This is a genomic window from Glutamicibacter sp. FBE19, assembly GCF_015524875.1.
Taxonomy (GTDB): Bacteria; Actinomycetota; Actinomycetes; order Actinomycetales; family Micrococcaceae; genus Glutamicibacter; species Glutamicibacter halophytocola.
Genome location: NZ_JACKQN010000008.1, coordinates 92,644 through 109,502, shown reverse-complemented (window position 1 = coordinate 109,502; position 16,859 = coordinate 92,644). Strand labels below are relative to the sequence as shown.

General features: G+C 58.5%; 10 protein-coding genes and 1 pseudogene. 8 read left to right on the top strand and 3 right to left on the bottom strand.

The window, feature by feature from the left end:
- Window positions 1–40 precede the first annotated feature (40 nt).
- The 5 genes from H6F58_RS13270 (at window position 41) to H6F58_RS13250 (ending at window position 8,437) form a co-directional block, all read left to right on the top strand.
- On the top strand, window positions 41–1,234 hold the full coding sequence (locus H6F58_RS13270; RefSeq protein WP_171919678.1) for an SH3 domain-containing protein: 1,194 nt from the start codon (window positions 41–43) through the stop codon (window positions 1,232–1,234).
- A gap of 100 nt (window positions 1,235–1,334) precedes the next feature.
- The gene (locus H6F58_RS13265) at window positions 1,335–2,432 is read left to right on the top strand and encodes a 4-hydroxy-3-methylbut-2-enyl diphosphate reductase (RefSeq protein ID WP_060702139.1); all 1,098 of its coding nucleotides are present in this window, start codon (window positions 1,335–1,337) and stop codon (window positions 2,430–2,432) included.
- A 61-nt stretch (window positions 2,433–2,493) separates the two neighbouring features.
- Window positions 2,494–3,579 carry a redox-regulated ATPase YchF gene (gene ychF / locus H6F58_RS13260; protein ID WP_195181946.1) on the top strand — a complete coding sequence of 362 codons (1,086 nt, stop codon included), beginning with the start codon at window positions 2,494–2,496 and terminating at the stop codon, window positions 3,577–3,579.
- A gap of 176 nt (window positions 3,580–3,755) precedes the next feature.
- Window positions 3,756–5,855: a site-specific DNA-methyltransferase gene (locus H6F58_RS13255; RefSeq protein ID WP_195181945.1), complete on the top strand. Its 2,100-nt coding sequence runs from the start codon at window positions 3,756–3,758 to the stop codon at window positions 5,853–5,855.
- Between the two features lie 2 nt (window positions 5,856–5,857).
- On the top strand, window positions 5,858–8,437 hold the full coding sequence (locus tag H6F58_RS13250) for a DEAD/DEAH box helicase family protein (RefSeq protein WP_195181944.1): 2,580 nt from the start codon (window positions 5,858–5,860) through the stop codon (window positions 8,435–8,437).
- A 408-nt stretch (window positions 8,438–8,845) separates the two neighbouring features.
- Here the strand turns inward: H6F58_RS13250 and H6F58_RS13245 are convergent, their stop codons facing one another.
- The 3 genes from H6F58_RS13245 to H6F58_RS13235 form a co-directional block, all read right to left on the bottom strand.
- Window positions 8,846–10,042, bottom strand: a complete 1,197-nt coding sequence (locus H6F58_RS13245; protein ID WP_195181943.1) for an IS110 family transposase — start codon at window positions 10,040–10,042, stop codon at window positions 8,846–8,848.
- Window positions 10,043–10,753: 711 nt separating this feature from the next.
- Window positions 10,754–14,326, bottom strand: a complete 3,573-nt coding sequence (locus tag H6F58_RS13240) for a DEAD/DEAH box helicase (protein ID WP_206693687.1) — start codon at window positions 14,324–14,326, stop codon at window positions 10,754–10,756.
- An 8-nt stretch (window positions 14,327–14,334) separates the two neighbouring features.
- On the bottom strand, window positions 14,335–15,207 hold the full coding sequence (locus H6F58_RS13235) for a hypothetical protein (protein WP_195181942.1): 873 nt from the start codon (window positions 15,205–15,207) through the stop codon (window positions 14,335–14,337).
- A gap of 427 nt (window positions 15,208–15,634) precedes the next feature.
- Here H6F58_RS13235 and H6F58_RS13230 point away from each other — a divergent pair.
- From H6F58_RS13230 to H6F58_RS13220, 3 genes and pseudogenes are all read left to right on the top strand, one after another.
- Window positions 15,635–15,877, top strand: a pseudogene (locus H6F58_RS13230) (HigA family addiction module antitoxin).
- On the top strand, window positions 15,874–16,428 hold the full coding sequence (locus H6F58_RS13225) for a GNAT family N-acetyltransferase (protein WP_195181941.1): 555 nt from the start codon (window positions 15,874–15,876) through the stop codon (window positions 16,426–16,428). Before H6F58_RS13230 ends, H6F58_RS13225 begins: the two are co-directional and overlap by 4 nt.
- A gap of 145 nt (window positions 16,429–16,573) precedes the next feature.
- Window positions 16,574–16,855 carry a type II toxin-antitoxin system RelE/ParE family toxin gene (locus H6F58_RS13220; RefSeq protein ID WP_195181940.1) on the top strand — a complete coding sequence of 94 codons (282 nt, stop codon included), beginning with the start codon at window positions 16,574–16,576 and terminating at the stop codon, window positions 16,853–16,855.
- The last annotated feature ends 4 nt before the right edge of the window (window positions 16,856–16,859 follow it).

Here is a 16,859-nt window from a genome sequence, read left to right as displayed (position 1 = left end):
GTTGAGCATTGGGGAACAACTTCATAAGGACGCAGTCAACATGCTTGGGGAAAATTTTCATGGCCTTGCCACTCGCTCGCTCGGAGCCCTCGCGCTCGCCGCGGGCCTCATTGCCGGTTCGATTCCGTTGGCTGCGGCGGCCACTCCGGCAAGCAGCGTAGCGCCCGTGGCGCGAGCGGCTAGCGTCACGGTGGCCAGCGAATTGTCCATCGACCTGCCTGCCCGGGTTCGAACCACCGCCAATCTGAACCTGCGCACCGGGCCCTCCACAGCCTATTCCGTGCTGCTGAGCATTCCCAAAGGCACCTCCGTGCTGGTCCTGGGGCGGGCCTCCAGCGGGTGGTACAAGGTCAGCTATTCCGGGCGCACCGGGTATGTCAGCGACTACTACGTGGTCGCGGCCAATGTGCGAACTCTCGACAGCTTGAATCTGCGCACCGGCACCTCGACCAGCTACCGGATCCTGATCACCATCCCGAAAGGAACCACGGTTCCCGCCTACGCGCGGGCCTCCAATGGCTGGTACAAGGTGAGCTATGGCGGATTTACCGGCTGGGTCAGCGGCACTTATGTGACCACCTATCCCAAGCCGCCGTCGGCTCCGCTGTACAGCGGCCCGAATCGGACCTCGCGAGTCGTGCTGACCTTTGATGACTGCCCGCGCACCCTGAACGAGTACAAGGCGGCCATCGACTATGCTGCCAGCGCCAATATCGGCCTGGTGCTCGCTCCCACGGGTGATTGCATTGCCTCCTACAAATCCCGCTACGGGGTGGACCTGCCCAGCCTGGCCCGGGCCAAGGGCCAATGGGTTATCAACCATTCGATCAGCCATCCCGATCTGCGCCCGCTCAGCTGCCAACAGGCCGGGGCTCAACTGAGCGGCACCGGCGTGCACACCAACTTCGGGCGCCCGCCCTACGGCGCCGTGGATGGATCGGTGCGCTGCGGCTACGACAGCCGCGGCATGGCCATGTGGATCTGGACGAGGGATACCGAGGACTGGGACGTGAAATCCAAGTCGATCACCATTTCCCGCGCTTCCGCAGCGGTCCCCGGCGACACCGTCTTGATGCACATGCAGTGGTACGGGTTCTCACCGGATTCGCTGCGCCAGATCAAAGCCAATTTGGCCAACCGCGGCATCGGGGTTTGCCGTGCCTACCGGGGATCGGATGGCGCCGGATCGATCGTGCGCACCAGCGTGAAGCTGCCCAGCTCGCTGCCTTGCTGAGCGGGCAGGGGGAGCGTGGAGGCAGAACTCACAGCCGGCAGATGGTGGCGCGCATCATATGAGCATGGGCTAACTTGCATGCAGTTCGTAGACTAGAGATATGGCTACTTCCACTTCCATCCCGGTATCGCTGCCAGTTCCACGGATCCCGCGCGTTCGCCGCACCCCGGCCGAGATCGCCGCTGCGTCCCCGCAGGTTTCCGAGCGCAAGGTCCTGCTCGCGGCCCCGCGCGGCTACTGCGCCGGCGTGGATCGCGCCGTGGTGGCTGTCGAGAAGGCCCTGGAGCACTACGGGCCTCCGGTGTACGTGCGCAAGCAGATCGTGCACAACCTCCATGTGGTTTCCGAATTGGAGTCCCGCGGAGCGATCTTCGTGGAGGAAAACGAGGAAGTTCCCGAGGGCGCCCTGGTGGTCTTCTCTGCCCACGGCGTCTCCCCAGCGGTGGTCCAGTCCGCCGCGGACCGCAACCTGCAGACCATCGACGCCACCTGCCCGCTGGTCACCAAGGTGCACCGCGAGGCCGTGCGCTTCGCCAAGAACGACTATGAGATCCTGCTGATCGGCCATGAAGGCCACGAGGAGGTCGAGGGCACCTACGGTGAGGCCCCGGAGGTCACCACCATCGTGAACAATCCGGAAGAAGCCGACACCGTGCAGGTGAAGGATCCGGACAAGCTGATCTGGCTTTCGCAGACCACCTTGAGCGTGGACGAGACCATGGAGATCGTGCGCCGGCTGCGCAAGCGCTTCCCGAATCTGCAGGATCCGCCCAGCGATGACATCTGCTACGCCACCACCAATCGCCAGGCCGCGATCAAGAACATCGCCCCGCAGGCCGACCTGGTGATCGTGGTCGGCTCGGCCAATTCCTCGAACTCGGTGCGCCTGGTCGAGGTGGCCCTGGATCACGGGGCCAAGGCCGCCTACCGCGTGGACTTCGCCAACGAGGTGGACGAGTCCTGGTTCGAGGGCGTTTCCACTGTGGGCGTGACCTCCGGAGCCTCGGTGCCCGAGGTGCTGGTGCGCGAGGTCGTCTCGCTGCTGGCCGACTACGGATTCACCGACGTGGCCGAGGTGACCACCGCCGAAGAGGACATCATCTTCTCGCTGCCCAAGGAAATCCGCGGCAAGCTCAAGGAAGCCGGCGACGAGGACCGCGCCCTGGGCGGCCGCGGCACCCGCCCGCAGTCCAACTAAAGAATTCCTGCGCCGCAGGCAATTGCGCGCTTATCACTAGCAAAAGGTAGAATTTTCTCCCGTGGCTCTTACTATCGGAATCGTCGGACTGCCCAACGTCGGCAAGTCCACCATGTTCAACGCGCTGACCCGTGCCCAGGTGCTGGCAGCCAACTACCCGTTCGCAACCATTGAACCCAATGTGGGTGTCGTGCCGTTGCCTGACTCGCGCCTGAAGGTGCTCGCCGGGATCTTCGGTTCCGAGCGCATCTTGCCAGCCACCGTATCCTTCGTGGATATCGCTGGCATCGTCAAGGGCGCTTCCGAGGGCGAGGGCCTGGGCAACAAGTTCCTGGCCACCATCCGCGAAGCCGACGCGATCTGCCAGGTCACCCGCGCATTCGTCAATGACGACGTCATCCACGTGAACGGCAAGGTGGACCCGGCTTCGGATATCGAGACCATCGCTACCGAGCTGATCCTCGCCGACCTGCAGACCATCGAGAACCAGCTGCCGCGCCTTGAGAAGGAATTGCGCAGCAAGAAGATCGAGAAGTCCTTCCTGGATGCAGTGCTCAACGCGCAGAAGGTCCTTGAAGAAGGCATCACCCTGTTCGCCGCGGGCAAGACCAAGGGCATCGACCTTGAAGAGCTCGCTCCAATGCAGCTGATGACCACCAAGCCATTCATCTACGTGTTCAACACCGATGAGGCCGGGCTGGCCGACACCGAGATGCAGGCCAAGCTCTCCGAGCTGGTGGCACCTGCCGAGGCCATCTTCCTGGACGCCCAGTTCGAATCCGAGCTGGCCGAGCTTGAAGAAGACGAAGCTGCCGAGATGATGGAAGATGCCGGCATCCAAGAGTCCGGCTTGGACAAGCTGGCTCGCGTTGGCTACGACACCTTGGGCTTGCAGTCCTACCTGACCGCTGGTCCAAAGGAAACCCGTGCGTGGACCATCCGCCGCGGCGCGACTGCTCCGGAAGCCGCCGGCGTGATCCACACCGACTTCCAGCGTGGCTTCATCAAGGCCGAAGTTGTGGCCTTTGATGACCTGGTGGAGCTGGGCTCGATCGCCAACGCCAAGTCCGCCGGCAAGGCCCGCATTGAAGGCAAGGACTACGTCATGAAGGACGGCGACGTCGTGGAGTTCCGCTTCAACGTGTAAATCGTCGCTATCACTGGGAACATTTGCTACAGAAACATGTAGTAAACGTTGTTTGGGGGTACTTTTGTAGCAGTTTTTGAGGGCTGAGTCCAAGGTTTCAATAACCCCTAAAAAGGCCAGGAAATCATCGCATCCGTTTTTCTTCATATATGGCTTGAGGTACGAAGGAGTTGTTCATGGGGCGCAAGAGGCAGCTACTTGAGCTGACTTGGTATAATAAGGATCAGGCGCTGATACCTACGGCAACGGGACGCTATGACTACAAATGGGTAGATCCTAAAGACCCCCGGTATTGCGAGACGCACACACTCGTCATCGATGAGGTCGTTACGGGTAGTCAAAGCCCCAAGGACCCTACGAAGGTCTACTCGGGGCGTGCTGACCTGGAACCTACCCAAGACAATCTACTTGTTCTCGGGGAATCTGGGGATGTCCTGGAAGCTCTCACGAGAGTTCCTGAGCTCACTGAGAAGTATGTCGGTCAGGTCCGTTGCGTCTACATTGATCCTCCGTTCAACACGGAGAAGACCTTTGACCAGTATGAAGACAACTTAGAGCACTCCATCTGGCTCACGATGATGCGGGACAGGCTGCTCCACATGCACAAGCTCCTGGCCGACGACGGAACCATCTGGATTCACCTCAACGACGCGGAAAACCACCGAATGCGTTTACTGTTGGACGAAGTCTTTGGCGCGGGAAACTTCATCGCAGAGGTGGTCTGGGAGAAAGCCGACTCGCCACGACGCGGGGATGGATTCTCAGACGATCATGACAACATCATCGTTTACGGCAAAACGCGGAGCCCATTGCTCAACAAGATGTCGCGAACTGAAGCAGATAATGCCCGATTTTCAAACCCTGATAATGATCCGATTGGTCCGTGGTGGGACGACAATCCAACGGCAAATAAGGGTGACGGTTCCGGCGGAATGTGCTACGCCATCCAGAACCCACTGACTGGCGAGATGATGCGACCGCCGGCGGGTGGAAGCTGGAGGCTCTCCCAGAATACTTACTTTGAAGAGCTCAACAAGTGGGCACCATACCGCTATGAAAACCTTCACGATGCCAAGTGGAGGGCTGAAAATGAAGGTGTGCCGTTTGAAAAGGCTTCAGATGAGGTTTGTGCGATCGTTCTTGATGTGCCTCTGGAACAAGCGCGTACACTCGTCGCGGAACGGCGCAAAAAACCTAATCTGCCCAGGATTCTGATTCGATCCACCGGAGGCCTGGGGCGCAAAGCTTATATTCCCGCAGACGGGACCAACCCCCGGACTCTATGGCGCAACGAAGAGGTCGGCCACAACCGGGCAGCTAAGTCGGAGATAAAGAAGCTGTTCCCAGGTAAGAAGCCGTTCTCCACCCCAAAGCCCGAGAGGCTACTTGAACGCGTCATTCAGATCGCAACTCGACCAGGCGACATCGTTCTCGACGTCTTCGCCGGTTCCGGAACAACAGCCGCCGTGGCGCAGAAAATGGGCCGACGTTGGATTTCTTGTGAGCTGATCGATACGACGTTGAACGACTTTATCCTTCCCCGTCTCAAAAAGGTCATTGAGGACAAAGATGCCGGCGGGGTGACGCTCACCGATGGCCAGCGGGTCGACGCCACGGTCGACGGACTTCCGCAGGACATCACCGCTGCAGAAGCTTTCCAATTCACCCAGACTCTCGCCAAACTCCTCAAAGAACGAGAAGACGTTGAAGAGGAACTGGACCTGCTTCCGGAGGGGTCTGAGGAAGACCCCGCAGACTCAGTGGACTCGCCTGAGCCCGCAGCAGCTACAGAGCTCACTTTTAAGGAAAGCCTTCTGAAATCAAAGGAAATCAAGACGCTCAAGTATCTCGCCAAAACTAGGAAGACAAAAGCAACACTAAATTGGCGCGGCGGCGGCGGATTCACAGTGGCGCACCTTTCGCCTTCATGTTTCGACTATGACACAGATTTGGGGCTGGTCCTGTTGAAGGAGGCCGCAACAGGGGAAGTACTGGTGAAGTCCGTCGCAGCGAACCTCAACTTCCGGCTTACCCCCGAGGACCTGTACTTCGATGGGGTTCGGGGCGCAATGCGACTGGCGGTCGTTGAAGGTCGGCTAGATCGTTCCAAGGCAGAAGACTTGCTCGCCCACCTCAGCGACAGCGAGGGGTTGACTATCGCTGCCACGGAAATTGAAGACGGCGTACGGCAGTACCTGCGCTCGACAGGACGAGGGTGCGTCGCCGTTGCCGTCCCTAACGACATGTTCAAGCTCGAATCGCAGGAGATGAACTGACCATGGCCACACTCCCCATCTCTCTTGATCAAGGCCTGATCAATCAGATCGCACTTGAATTCGACTTGCGCGAGCCCAACAAGAAAGGCCTCCGGCAACTCATCGTTGAACTGACCGACGACATCGATCCTTTGCGTCCTCTGGTTCTAGACATTGCCACTGGTGTAGGAAAGACCTATCTCATGGCGGCAGCGGTGGAGTACTTCCGGCGCCAAGGAATTTCAAACGTTATAGTAATAACGCCATCGTTGGTGGTACAGAACAAAACTGTGCAGAATTTCCGCGAGGGAACTACCCGATACATTGGAGGCTTCCCAATCCCACCGTCAGTGGTCAGCCCTCAGTCGTACGATGCCTGGAGAATGAGCCAGACTCTAAAGTCGACGTCAGAAGGTATTGATCCTTCCATGGTCTTTATTTTCAACGTCCATCAGCTAGTGGCTCCCAAGCAGACCGCGGACTCGTCGAAGGCTGACGGCATCGAGGGGCAGCGGACGAAGATCCGCAAGTTCCAAGAAGATGCAGGGTCGCTCTATGAATACCTGACCAATCTTGATGACCTGATTGTGATCGCGGACGAATCGCACCTCTATGGGGCATCTGCTAAGTCGTTTAACCAGGCGCTGAAGGACCTCAAACCCGCAGCCACAATCGGGTTGACTGCATCGGTGTCGAAGAATGACAACGTCATTTATAGGTACCCTCTGTACCAGGCAATCAACGACGGCTACGTAAAGACACCTGTGCTTGTGTTCCGAAAGTCCGGTTACCAGGGGGAGAAATCCGAGGAACGACAACTTCGGGACGCTCTTTCGTTGCTGCGCAACAAAGAGGCCGCCTACGGCAATTACGTCCAAACACATAAGGGCATTAGCGGTACTAAGCCCGCATTGTTCGTTGTCTGCGCTAATGTCGAACACGCGACGCAGACAGCTGAGTTGTTGCGGGGCCCCGGCTATTGCGGCTCCCAAGAGGCGGTGCTCCAGGTCGACAACGAGCACGACGGCGAAGTAACTCGTAAGCGTCTCGATGAGCTCGATGACCAAAAGTCGCCTGTGCGGGTTGTGGTTTCCGTCGACAAGCTCAAAGAAGGGTGGGACACAAAGCGCATTGCCGTCATGTGTACCTTGCGAGCAATGGCGTCCGAGGTGCTAACTCAGCAAACAATGGGGCGGGGGCTACGGTTGCCATTCGGCCAGCGCACAGGTATCCCACGAATTGACCAGTTGGACATACTGGCACATACCTCTTTCGAAGAGCTGCTTAATGACGAGAACATTTTGCAGACGTTTGGACTCGATGGTGCTATCAAAGACGGCATCAGCGGCGGGCAGCTTGTAGGCACAGCACAAGCCGGTGCGCCGGAGGGAGAGCCAAGCGTTGTGTCATCTCCTACAGCTGATAGCACCCGTGCTGATGCGAGCGATGCTTCGCAGGGGCAAGAGTCTGCCTCCAGTGCCGAACCGGGCGAGTCTCTTTCTGGAAGTGATAAAACTGAGACATCTTTGATTGCGCGTGAGCTCGACGACGAAGAAAGCCTAGACCAGCAGGGGATATCAGTACCTGTGACCATCAAGATCAACAGTGCGTTTCAAGGAACAACGTTCTGCTTCCCGTCTACATTAATGACAAAGACGATGAAACCGTTCGACCTCACAGAGCTTGAGGACGATGATATTGACGAAGCTGCCAAGCGAGTATCCGACTCTGGGGAAGTTCTACATCGCAAGAAGTTAGTGGCCTCGCGCGATAAGCACACGCTGAAGGCAGAACGTGTTGAAGACGTGACTGTTGACAGTGAACTCATTGAGGCGGACGCGGTTGTGAAGGAATCGACTCGACGTGTTGTCAGTCTGGGTCAGCTGACGCAGTCGAGTACGAACATCACTCAGTTGAAGAACCGTGTCGTTCCTCGGTTCATTCGCAAGGCCGCTATCAAGGATTGGACGGAGAAAGCAAAGGACTCCGCAGTTTCCGAACTTGAGAGGTTGATCCTCTCCAAGATTAAAGAGCATGCTAGCCGTACCAAGACTGAGATCACAGTCCACCCCGTGGAACTACCGATTGACCAGTCGTTCGTTCTTCCATTGGGGGAGGACGTGCTTAGACTGCTTGACGACACGGAGCAGTCTCAGTTCAAGTTGCGCAAGTACTACGGTGATTGGGAGAAGGGGTTGTTTCCAGCCGCGTCATTCGACTCCTGGAGCGCAGAGTACATGCTGGCAATGAAGTTGAATTACTCTGAAGAGATCGTTTGGTGGAAGCGTTTGTATCGCAGTGATCGGGCCTCGATCGCGTACTCCACGCGGGACAACTACTACCCTGATTTCGTTGCGCTCGACACAAAGGGAATCTATTGGATCGTCGAAGGCAAATCAGACAAGGGCCGAGACGACGAAGTCGTTGGCCTAAAGCGCAAGGCCGCTGTGACACTGGTTAATAAACTGATCAGCGAACCAAAGTTTGTCAACACCGGATGGGGATATCTGATCGCCTATGAATCCGATGTGAAGCGTGCTGAATCGTGGACCGATTTGAAAGGTCTTTCCAGTCCTACCGTTACAGAAGGTTACGGTCACTGACTGAACACAGATGGCTCGCAGTCCTCATGTGCTGCGAGCCCATCTGCATCTAAGGTCATGCCTGCTCTGAACAAGCTTGGGACACGTAGCCGCCCTGGTATTTCTGAAAGTTGACCTGTCGTTCATCTCCGTTTGGCAGACACCTCACTCATCTTCGTCAACACAGGCACACGTCTCTTTATCGTAGCCCGAGGTTAGTGGCTACTACGACGAATCAACCTGGCGCGGCGCAGAGCTGCGCGATCCGACTTTACGTCGTTTTGTGCAGAGCGATCGGACATGTTCGTCTGCAAAGAGCGAGGCGAAGCGGACTCCGACGCAGTGGGCAGAACGAGATGGCCCTTGACAGTGTGGCATTTTGCGGACGTACCGTGTGCAGCAGAGGCCAGTGGGGCCCTATGTTGTTTGTCAAGCATTCGCAGGCACCGGAACATCGTAAAAAGTTCCATCACGAAGCATCACGAACAGGACCACCAACCGGCGGTGGGCCAACGCAATCAACGCCTGGTTATGCCGTTTGCCTTGGGCACGTTTCCGGGCGTAATAAGCTCTGCTGACGGGGTCAAAACGAATCGAGGCGAATGCTGAGAGGAATAGTGCCCGTTTCAGTCGTTTGTTGCCTGCACGGCTGACTCGTTCAGACTTGATCGAGGTTCCTGACTGGCGCGTGATTGGTGCTAATCCTGCGTAGGAAGCCAGCGCGGCAGCGCTGGTAAATCCCTTGCCGGAGATCTCGGCAATCACGATCGTGGAAGTCCTGACGGCGACCCCTGGCATTGATGTCAGGACTGGGAAAAGAGGGTGGGCCTCCACCAGATTTTCCAGATGACCGGCGACGTCCGCTCGTTGGGCGTGCAACGCGATCAGCTGCCGGGCAAGGTGAGGGATCACTAGGCCGGCGGCGTCAGTGCCGGCAACCAGTACGTGCTGGGTTGCCAGGGCTTCGAATAAAATGGCGGTCCAGGCGGTGTGGCGACGCGCCCCGTGCTTCTTCAGCTTGGCATCTACACGTGCCTGCCCGGCTTTCTTCAATGCTGCCGGGGTGGGCCAAGACGCCAGGACCTCAAGTACAGGGTCATGCTCCAGCCATGGGCCGATGACACGTTCCAAAGCCGGGTGGATTTGGGTGAACAGGCCACGGATCCGATTACTGGTCTGGGTAATTTGACGGGCGAGGTCCAGATCGAAACCGGTAAGCATGCCCAGCGTGGCTTCGTTCTCGTCGCTAACGGTGATGCCACGCAGGGTGTGTGGCATGTTCCGGGCCGCGTCAGCGATGATGAATGCGTCCTTCTCATCGGTTTTCGCGGTGCCCGGATACATGTCTGCGATGCGGCGCATGGTCAGTCCGGGCAGGTAAGCAACGCTGATTCCTATGTCTTGGGCCACTGCAACGGCCAGGGCGCCAATGGTGGCCGGCTGGTCCACGACCACGAGCACGGCACCCCGCGTGGCGAGCTCTTGGTAAATGCTGGTGAGTTTTGCTTCGTCATTGGGCAGTGTCTTGTTCCAGATTTTGGTGCCGTCCGCAGCCAGAGCACAGGCCCAATGTTCGGTTTTCTCGACGTCCAAACCGAGGAAGATCTCGACATCAGTGGTTTTCATGACTAGCGCTCCTTTGAACTAGTACGGTGTTCAAAGTCGGCCAGCGACCGGTAGCAAAGTCTTACACCCACGTTACGACTGACGTCCAATATTGTTGACGTCGTGCCCCTGATTAGCAATCACCTCGCTGCCTTCCAGCCTCGGTGTCAACACCCGGATCATTGAAAACAGGGGCAAGACACCATACCGGGACTGGTTGGCTGACAGCTCCTATCATCCTCTGATTGAGGAGCTATCAACAAGGTAACGGGGCGAGCCTGTCATAACGCTTGTGTGAACCCCTAGTCACGCCCTTAATTCAGGGCATTTCTGTTTACATCATTGAAAGAGAGTTTAGACATGGTCCGAATTTTCGCGACCGAGCGAACAGCTGATCGGCTTCCAATAGATCCATGCATTCGCTTGCTGCCACCATTGTGTCGAAGTGAGCCTCATAACCCGGAATAGCGAAATACTGCTTGAACAATTTTGATGGTGGTGTCATCCCTGCGATGGACAAGCCTGGCGTGAATGTACTTGATCTGTGAATCCGAGAAAAATGGCAAATACCGGCATGGGAGTTCGCTCGAACGACTGCATTGGTTGCTCGAACCTGCCGGGCTCCGGCACAAGTAACCTACGGCAAATCTGGAGACGGTCCAGTAAAGTGGCGCGGCGCTGCCGGACCGGTATGTAGAATCAACAATGCGGCTCTGGTAGGTGGGAGCGAAGTCAGCGCACCTCGCGGAACCTCACTAAGTTGCCATCTGTTTCCGCTATGTACTCCAGTCCGCTGTGCCCGAGCAGGGCGACATCTGTGTGTGAAGCAGCGGCAATGATCCCAACCCGGAAGCTGGTCGTCCCTACGGCCCATACCTCGATCGGTTCGGAACTGTGTGATATCCGTAGTTCGACCAGTAGCGTACCCGCAGTTGGAGGCTGCTCCATTGGCGTGTGCAGGTCGACAGTAGTCGTGTGCTGTTCTAGTAGCTGCCGTAGCGGGCTCGTGGTCGGCGAACGGCAGAATTCGAGCAGGTCTTCGACCTCACGCCGAGCAATAGTGAACTCATCTTTCCACCCGTCGATGTGCAGGTCGCGGAGCCAGCCGCGCACCTGCGACCAGTTCAGCCCGAGCGCTGTGGCACGTTCACCAATCGCGTACGCGAGTCTTCGCGACCGGATGCCACTGGTGAGGAGGTTGAGAGCAATCGTTGTATCGACCCCGTACCGGACGAAGTATGCGAGGTTCTCGGGGAACGCCTCGATGCTTCCCTGTCTGAGTAGGTACTCGTTCGCCTGAGCGGTGACCACTCCGATGGTCCAGCTCAGAAAGTGCTCGAAAGCCCCGCTTATCGCATCGACCGTCTGCTCGAGCTGCCATGAAACGTCCGGCACTCCAGGCAACATCAGTTGGGCTAGGTCGGGAATGTCCAATCCGGCCAGCCAACCACTCAACGCAACCGTGATTGGGACGTCGATTGCTGTTTTCGCACCGATGCTAGTCTTAAACTTCCACACACCTGCGCCCTCGGGTAGCTGTAGAAGGGCGCCTAGTGCTCCAGATAGGTCGAGGACGCGCATTGACTCCTCGAGAGTCAGCGTTCGCATTACGGGGCTCTGGTTTCCGAGTTCGTCTATCTCAGAGAACAGCGTCTTTGTTTGCTCGACGACAGTAAGGGCGATCTTTTCGATACATCGCGCACTTGCCAGCGTCGTACCACTCAGAGTCCAAGTCAGCCGCGTTTCGGCCGGAGTTGTTTCGTACAACGTTTGCACATGCTCGGCCAACGCCCTCCATCGTGCCACGATATCCGGTGGTAGCTGCACGAACGCCAGTAAACCATCGATCGTGCCAGCGAAGTCAGCATCCGCGGTGACTGCAGCGAGCCGTTCCTGCGCGGACAGGACGAACCATACATACGCAGCGAAATCGGCGGCTTCGCCATGTTCGACGGTGAACAGCGCGTCGGCAGACTCAGCTATCAGCGCCTCGACTTCGACCAAACGAGCCAGTGCAACTTCGGAGTTCAGGGTCGACAGGATCTCCAAGTCGCTATCGACTGGCTGCAGCTTATCGAAGTCGACGTCTCGGGGCCGTTGGTTCAGGGCGAGGATGATCCACCCCTCGGTCTCCTTGCCCGCGCGGCCTGCACGGCCGACGGCGTTGAGTAGACGTGGACCATCCAGTTGCTGACCGGAGTTTTGTCCCTCGTAACGTGTCTCGCAGATTACCACGGTGCGCACGGGTAGGTTGACTCCGTCCGTCATCGTGGAGGTTGCGAACATCGACTTCAGCATCTCTGCACGCATGGCCTGTTCGAGCTCGTCGAGGACATCGATGGGGAGCCCTGCGTGGTGATAGGCTACGCCGTGGCGAACGCACTCAATAAGGGGGTGCTCGGCTCCGAGGCGCTCGATGAGGAACTCGCACAGTTCGTTGGTTGTATCGGTGACGTCTAGCATCGCAGCGAGCTCCTGCGCCGCGTTGCGAGCGTACCTGCGTTGCGACAGGATCATTAATAAACTGCCGGCATCAATAAAATCGCGTGCTGTGCGCGCGCACATTTTGTAGAAAGCGTCGTAGTTGTCGACGTCGCGCCTGCCAGCGCTAGGCGGGCGAACCTTGCGTTCGAGGAAGCCGATCGGGGTTTCGGCGCGCGTTGCCAACCGTCGCGTAATGCCCTCAACTGGACGCACCCGGAGGTCGGCGGTGATCGGGTACCGCTCGATATGGGTGAACGTAGACGACTTCGAGGGGAGACGAGTGAAGTCGTCCCATTTGACGTTGGAGTAGAGCAACGCGTGCAGACGACGCGGCCCGCGCCATCCTGATTCGAACAGCGTTGCAGCTTGGGTGGGGTTGAGCCACGAAGCTATCTGATGTGCATTGCCCATAACGCCAGAGAGCAACACGACTCGTGCGTCGGTGGTCTTGAGGGCGGCGAGAATAGTCTCAAGCAGGAGCCCACGACCGGGCTGGGCAAGCAAGTGGGCCTCGTCGATGACGAACATAGAATACCGTTCGATGACCGAGTAAGGGTCGTGGCGCAGCAGGTGGATTAGTCGCTCGGGGGTCATCACCTCCACGGAGCTGTCGGCCGGCTCGTCGAGCAGGGCGAAGAACTGTTCAATGTTGATGTTGCCGAAGTCGGCGAAGTTGGCGCCCAGGCCTTTCTGGATGATCCGGAGCCGCCCGGCCAACGCCTGGCGCATCTCTCGTCCGAGGCTTCGCAGTGGCGTAACGTAACATACATTGCCAGGCTGGGTAACCAGATGGTGACAGATCAGCAGCTGCGCGATCAGTGTCTTGCCCGCGCTGGTGGGTACCGAGAGCAGTAGTCGTCGTGTGGCGGGGTCGAGCGGGTTCATGTTCGAGCGGGTCAGCAGGTCACGCTGCGGAGGCCACAGGGTCAGCACCGGAGGCGTCCCAACGGTGAATGCCTGGGCGACGATCGGGGGCGTGTCGTCGGGCAGCACACTCCACACGCTCGAGCATTCCATCTCTTCGGCGATGTGGAAAAGGTGCACGGCGACCCACCTTGCGTCGTGATCGCCCTGCCCGGCCCTGAGGTTAACTACGGACTGAAGGTGTACTCTCGCGGTCTCGAGCCTGTCGCTGTCGCCGTAGCGTAGGAAGACCATGAGGTCACCGACGGCCTGGGCGACAGCCTCGGCAGGACCGAACATCGTAGAGGTGAGGGAGTCCTGGTCGAGCATTGTCCGTATCGAGTCGATCTCGCCTCGCCACCGGCTCAACAGGAGCTGGATGCGTCGCGCGTCGAGCCCGAGAAACGCGATGCCGGCACGCAGGGCCATGGTCGCGAGGCTGCGCGTAAGGCGGGTAAGCGCTTCGGTGTCCCTGACGTGGTCATTGTCGGGCGATTGGGCGCTGGCATCTCTGCTGCCGGACTCGTCCGTCTCAGGCAGAGGGTGGTCCAAGTGGCAATTGACACGGCGCCATATTGCCGTCGCGTTGGGTTCTAGATCGCCCCGGCGGTAGCCGACCTGTGCGCCGAAGGCCAATGTGAGCTGGTCGTGAATCGTCCGGCCAGGATCGTTCAACGCCAGGTCGAAGATGTGCGCGGAAACGGCGAACGCACGCTGCTGTCGTGCCGGGGTATAAAGGTCTCCGGCTTGTTCTGCCGACGCGACGCCATGTAAGTACCAAGCCGTATGGAGAAGGCTGTCGTCGACGTCGGTCGGCTCGATGAAGGCGCGGACTTCAACCTCGGCGATCAGTGCGGCTAGCTCCTCGACAGTGGGCAGGACCCCTGGAGAGTGTTGACCGAGAACTTCGGCGAGCATATCGGTGTTTAGAGCACGATCCACAGGTACCCCCGCACGTCTTTGGCGATCTCCAAGAGGTCCTCGACCGCCACGAGTAGCCCTTCAAGTTGTCCGGGTTTGTCGAACCCGGGGAAGTGCTTGCCCATCGTAGTGAAGCAGGTGTTGGGCGGGGGAATGGTCGTTGAAGTCACGCCGATACCGACGCCGGCGCGCTCGTGGCTTTCCAACCAAAACTCGACGAGTTTACTGCACAATTCGCCAACAGCTCCTTCGCTGGTCGAATAGATCGAGACCTGCTGAGCCAGATACCGCATAGCGTTGGTGCTCAACTGGTTGTAGGCGGTGCTGACGGTCGAAGAGACGGACCCTGCTGCGGTGTGCTTCTTGAGCTCCCATAGGCGATAGTGGTGCTCGTTGGTGACCGTCTCGCGAAAGACTATGAACCCGTCGGCGCCAGGCTCGGTGACGTTGAATTTGGGAGGTTCCAGGACGACGGGAGTGCGCGCGGGGTCGACCGACTCGCAGGCGTGGAGGTACCACATCCATTCCGCCACGTGCCCGACGAGATGTTCCTCGCTCTTGCCCGTGGGTGGTAGGCCGAAGACGCTGTCGACAAACGCCATTACAACTTTGCGGTCGGTGCCGGTCAGCCTCACGCCGGCGAGCGCGGCGTCGCGCCAGGTCGAGTAGACGATCGAATTTCCACCACGGTACTTCATCGCAGCCGCGGCGACGATCCACGCCACTGAAGCCCGATCGAGAGGAGATAGCCCTACCGCTGTGCTGAGGTGCCAGGTGCACATCTGAGACCTCGGCGGAGCCTTCTGTGTGATGGTGAGGAAGCTTGTCAGCTTGCCATTGTGGACGGCCGCGTTGGCCTCTGCAACAGCTGCGGTCACGGCCGGGACCTGAGTCTTTACCGTTGTCGAGGATGAGATTGGTGACGACGCAGGACCAGCCAAGGTGTATCCTCCCCATGCGTATAACGGTCGTAGGCCAAGAACGGCCGTAGGTGCGACTGCTCTTTGTCGCAAAGTGCGGCCGACTGGCCTCTATTCTGTCACATTGTTCGGGTGCGTCGGGGCTGCGCGTCCGTCCCCGCCTTTGTTACCCGCATCGCATCGACCTGCAAGGTCTGGCGCACAATGAAGGCGGACAATGATGTCGAAGGTTATTTAGCAATGGGACGTGGTGGAGTTCCGCCTCAACTTCCAATCATGTCTAATTTCAACGCCCTCGGATTCTTAAGGAATCCGGGTTGCGTCTAGAACTCGATTCATTGCAAAATGACGTCGGACACAACAGGTATGTTCACAAAGCAGGGATGTGGCATCCGTCGCTATCCGTCTCGCGACGCCGCTTAGGTCGAGGGATGTGCCGTCGCGCCGGATCATCGAGATCGTGCACGGCAAACGTGGCATCGCGGCGGGCATGGCGATCCGTCCGGCGCGCTAATTCGGGACGTCCGAGGAATTCTGGATGAATATGCAAGCAAACTATGAATTGCGGCTCGAGCGGCGCACGCTGCGTGACACGGTTGCCGCCATTACGCCACTGAAGTTCTCATGACGGATCTGTCGATCTCAGTCGTGGCGCACGGAGCGCTGACAGCCGGAGACGTTGATGATCTGAGGCGTCTTTTTGACCAAGAGTATCTTCACGATTTCGGATACTGGATCCCGAATCAGCCATACGGCTATGCGCCTCATGATTTCCATGTGATCGCCCGATCCGCGGACAGCGTCGTTGGGCACGTGGGCTGGGCGCGTCGCACCATCGGCGTGGGCCATGCCGAGGTGGTGATTGCTGGAGTCGGGGGAGTACTGATCTCCGAGCACGCACGCGGTGAACGACTCGGAAAGCGGCTCATGACCCGTGCCGCGCAGTCGATGCTGGATGCCGGTGGCATTGACTTTGGGTACCTCGGATGCCGGGAGGAAGTCGTACCGTTTTACAGATCATGCGGATGGAGTCGAGTCTGGGTGGCCGAGCGCTCGATCGGACGGGACGGCTTGGCAGCCGATGATCTGCCCGGGCAACCACTGTTGGTACTGCCCGTAGCCTCTGAACTTTCAGCGTGGCCCGCTGGCACGATCGATCTGCGGGGGCGCGCATGGTGATCGAGTGATCACCATTGAGGGGGACTCGGTCGCTATCTTAAGCACAGTGCGTTTTTTAGCCCAGAGGGTTGCTCTGTGCCGGAGCCTGATGTAGTTCCGGTATAACGTCTAACGTTATTAACGGAGTCCGTTATATACTGGTTTTATGATCAGATCGTTCGCCGACCGCGACACCGAGAAGGTCTGGCGTCGAGAGCCGGCGAAGCGGCTGGACCCACGCGTCCATAAAGCCGCGAATCGCAAGTTGCACCTGCTCGATGCTGCTACGACGTTGGATGCTCTTCGAGTGCCACCAGGCAACCGGCTGGAGGCGCTCAAAGGCGATCGGGCTGGCCAACACAGCATTCGGGTCAACGATCAGTGGCGCATTTGCTTTCGCTGGACCGAAGCTGGCGCTGAGGACGTGAAGATCGAGGACTACCACTAGGAGA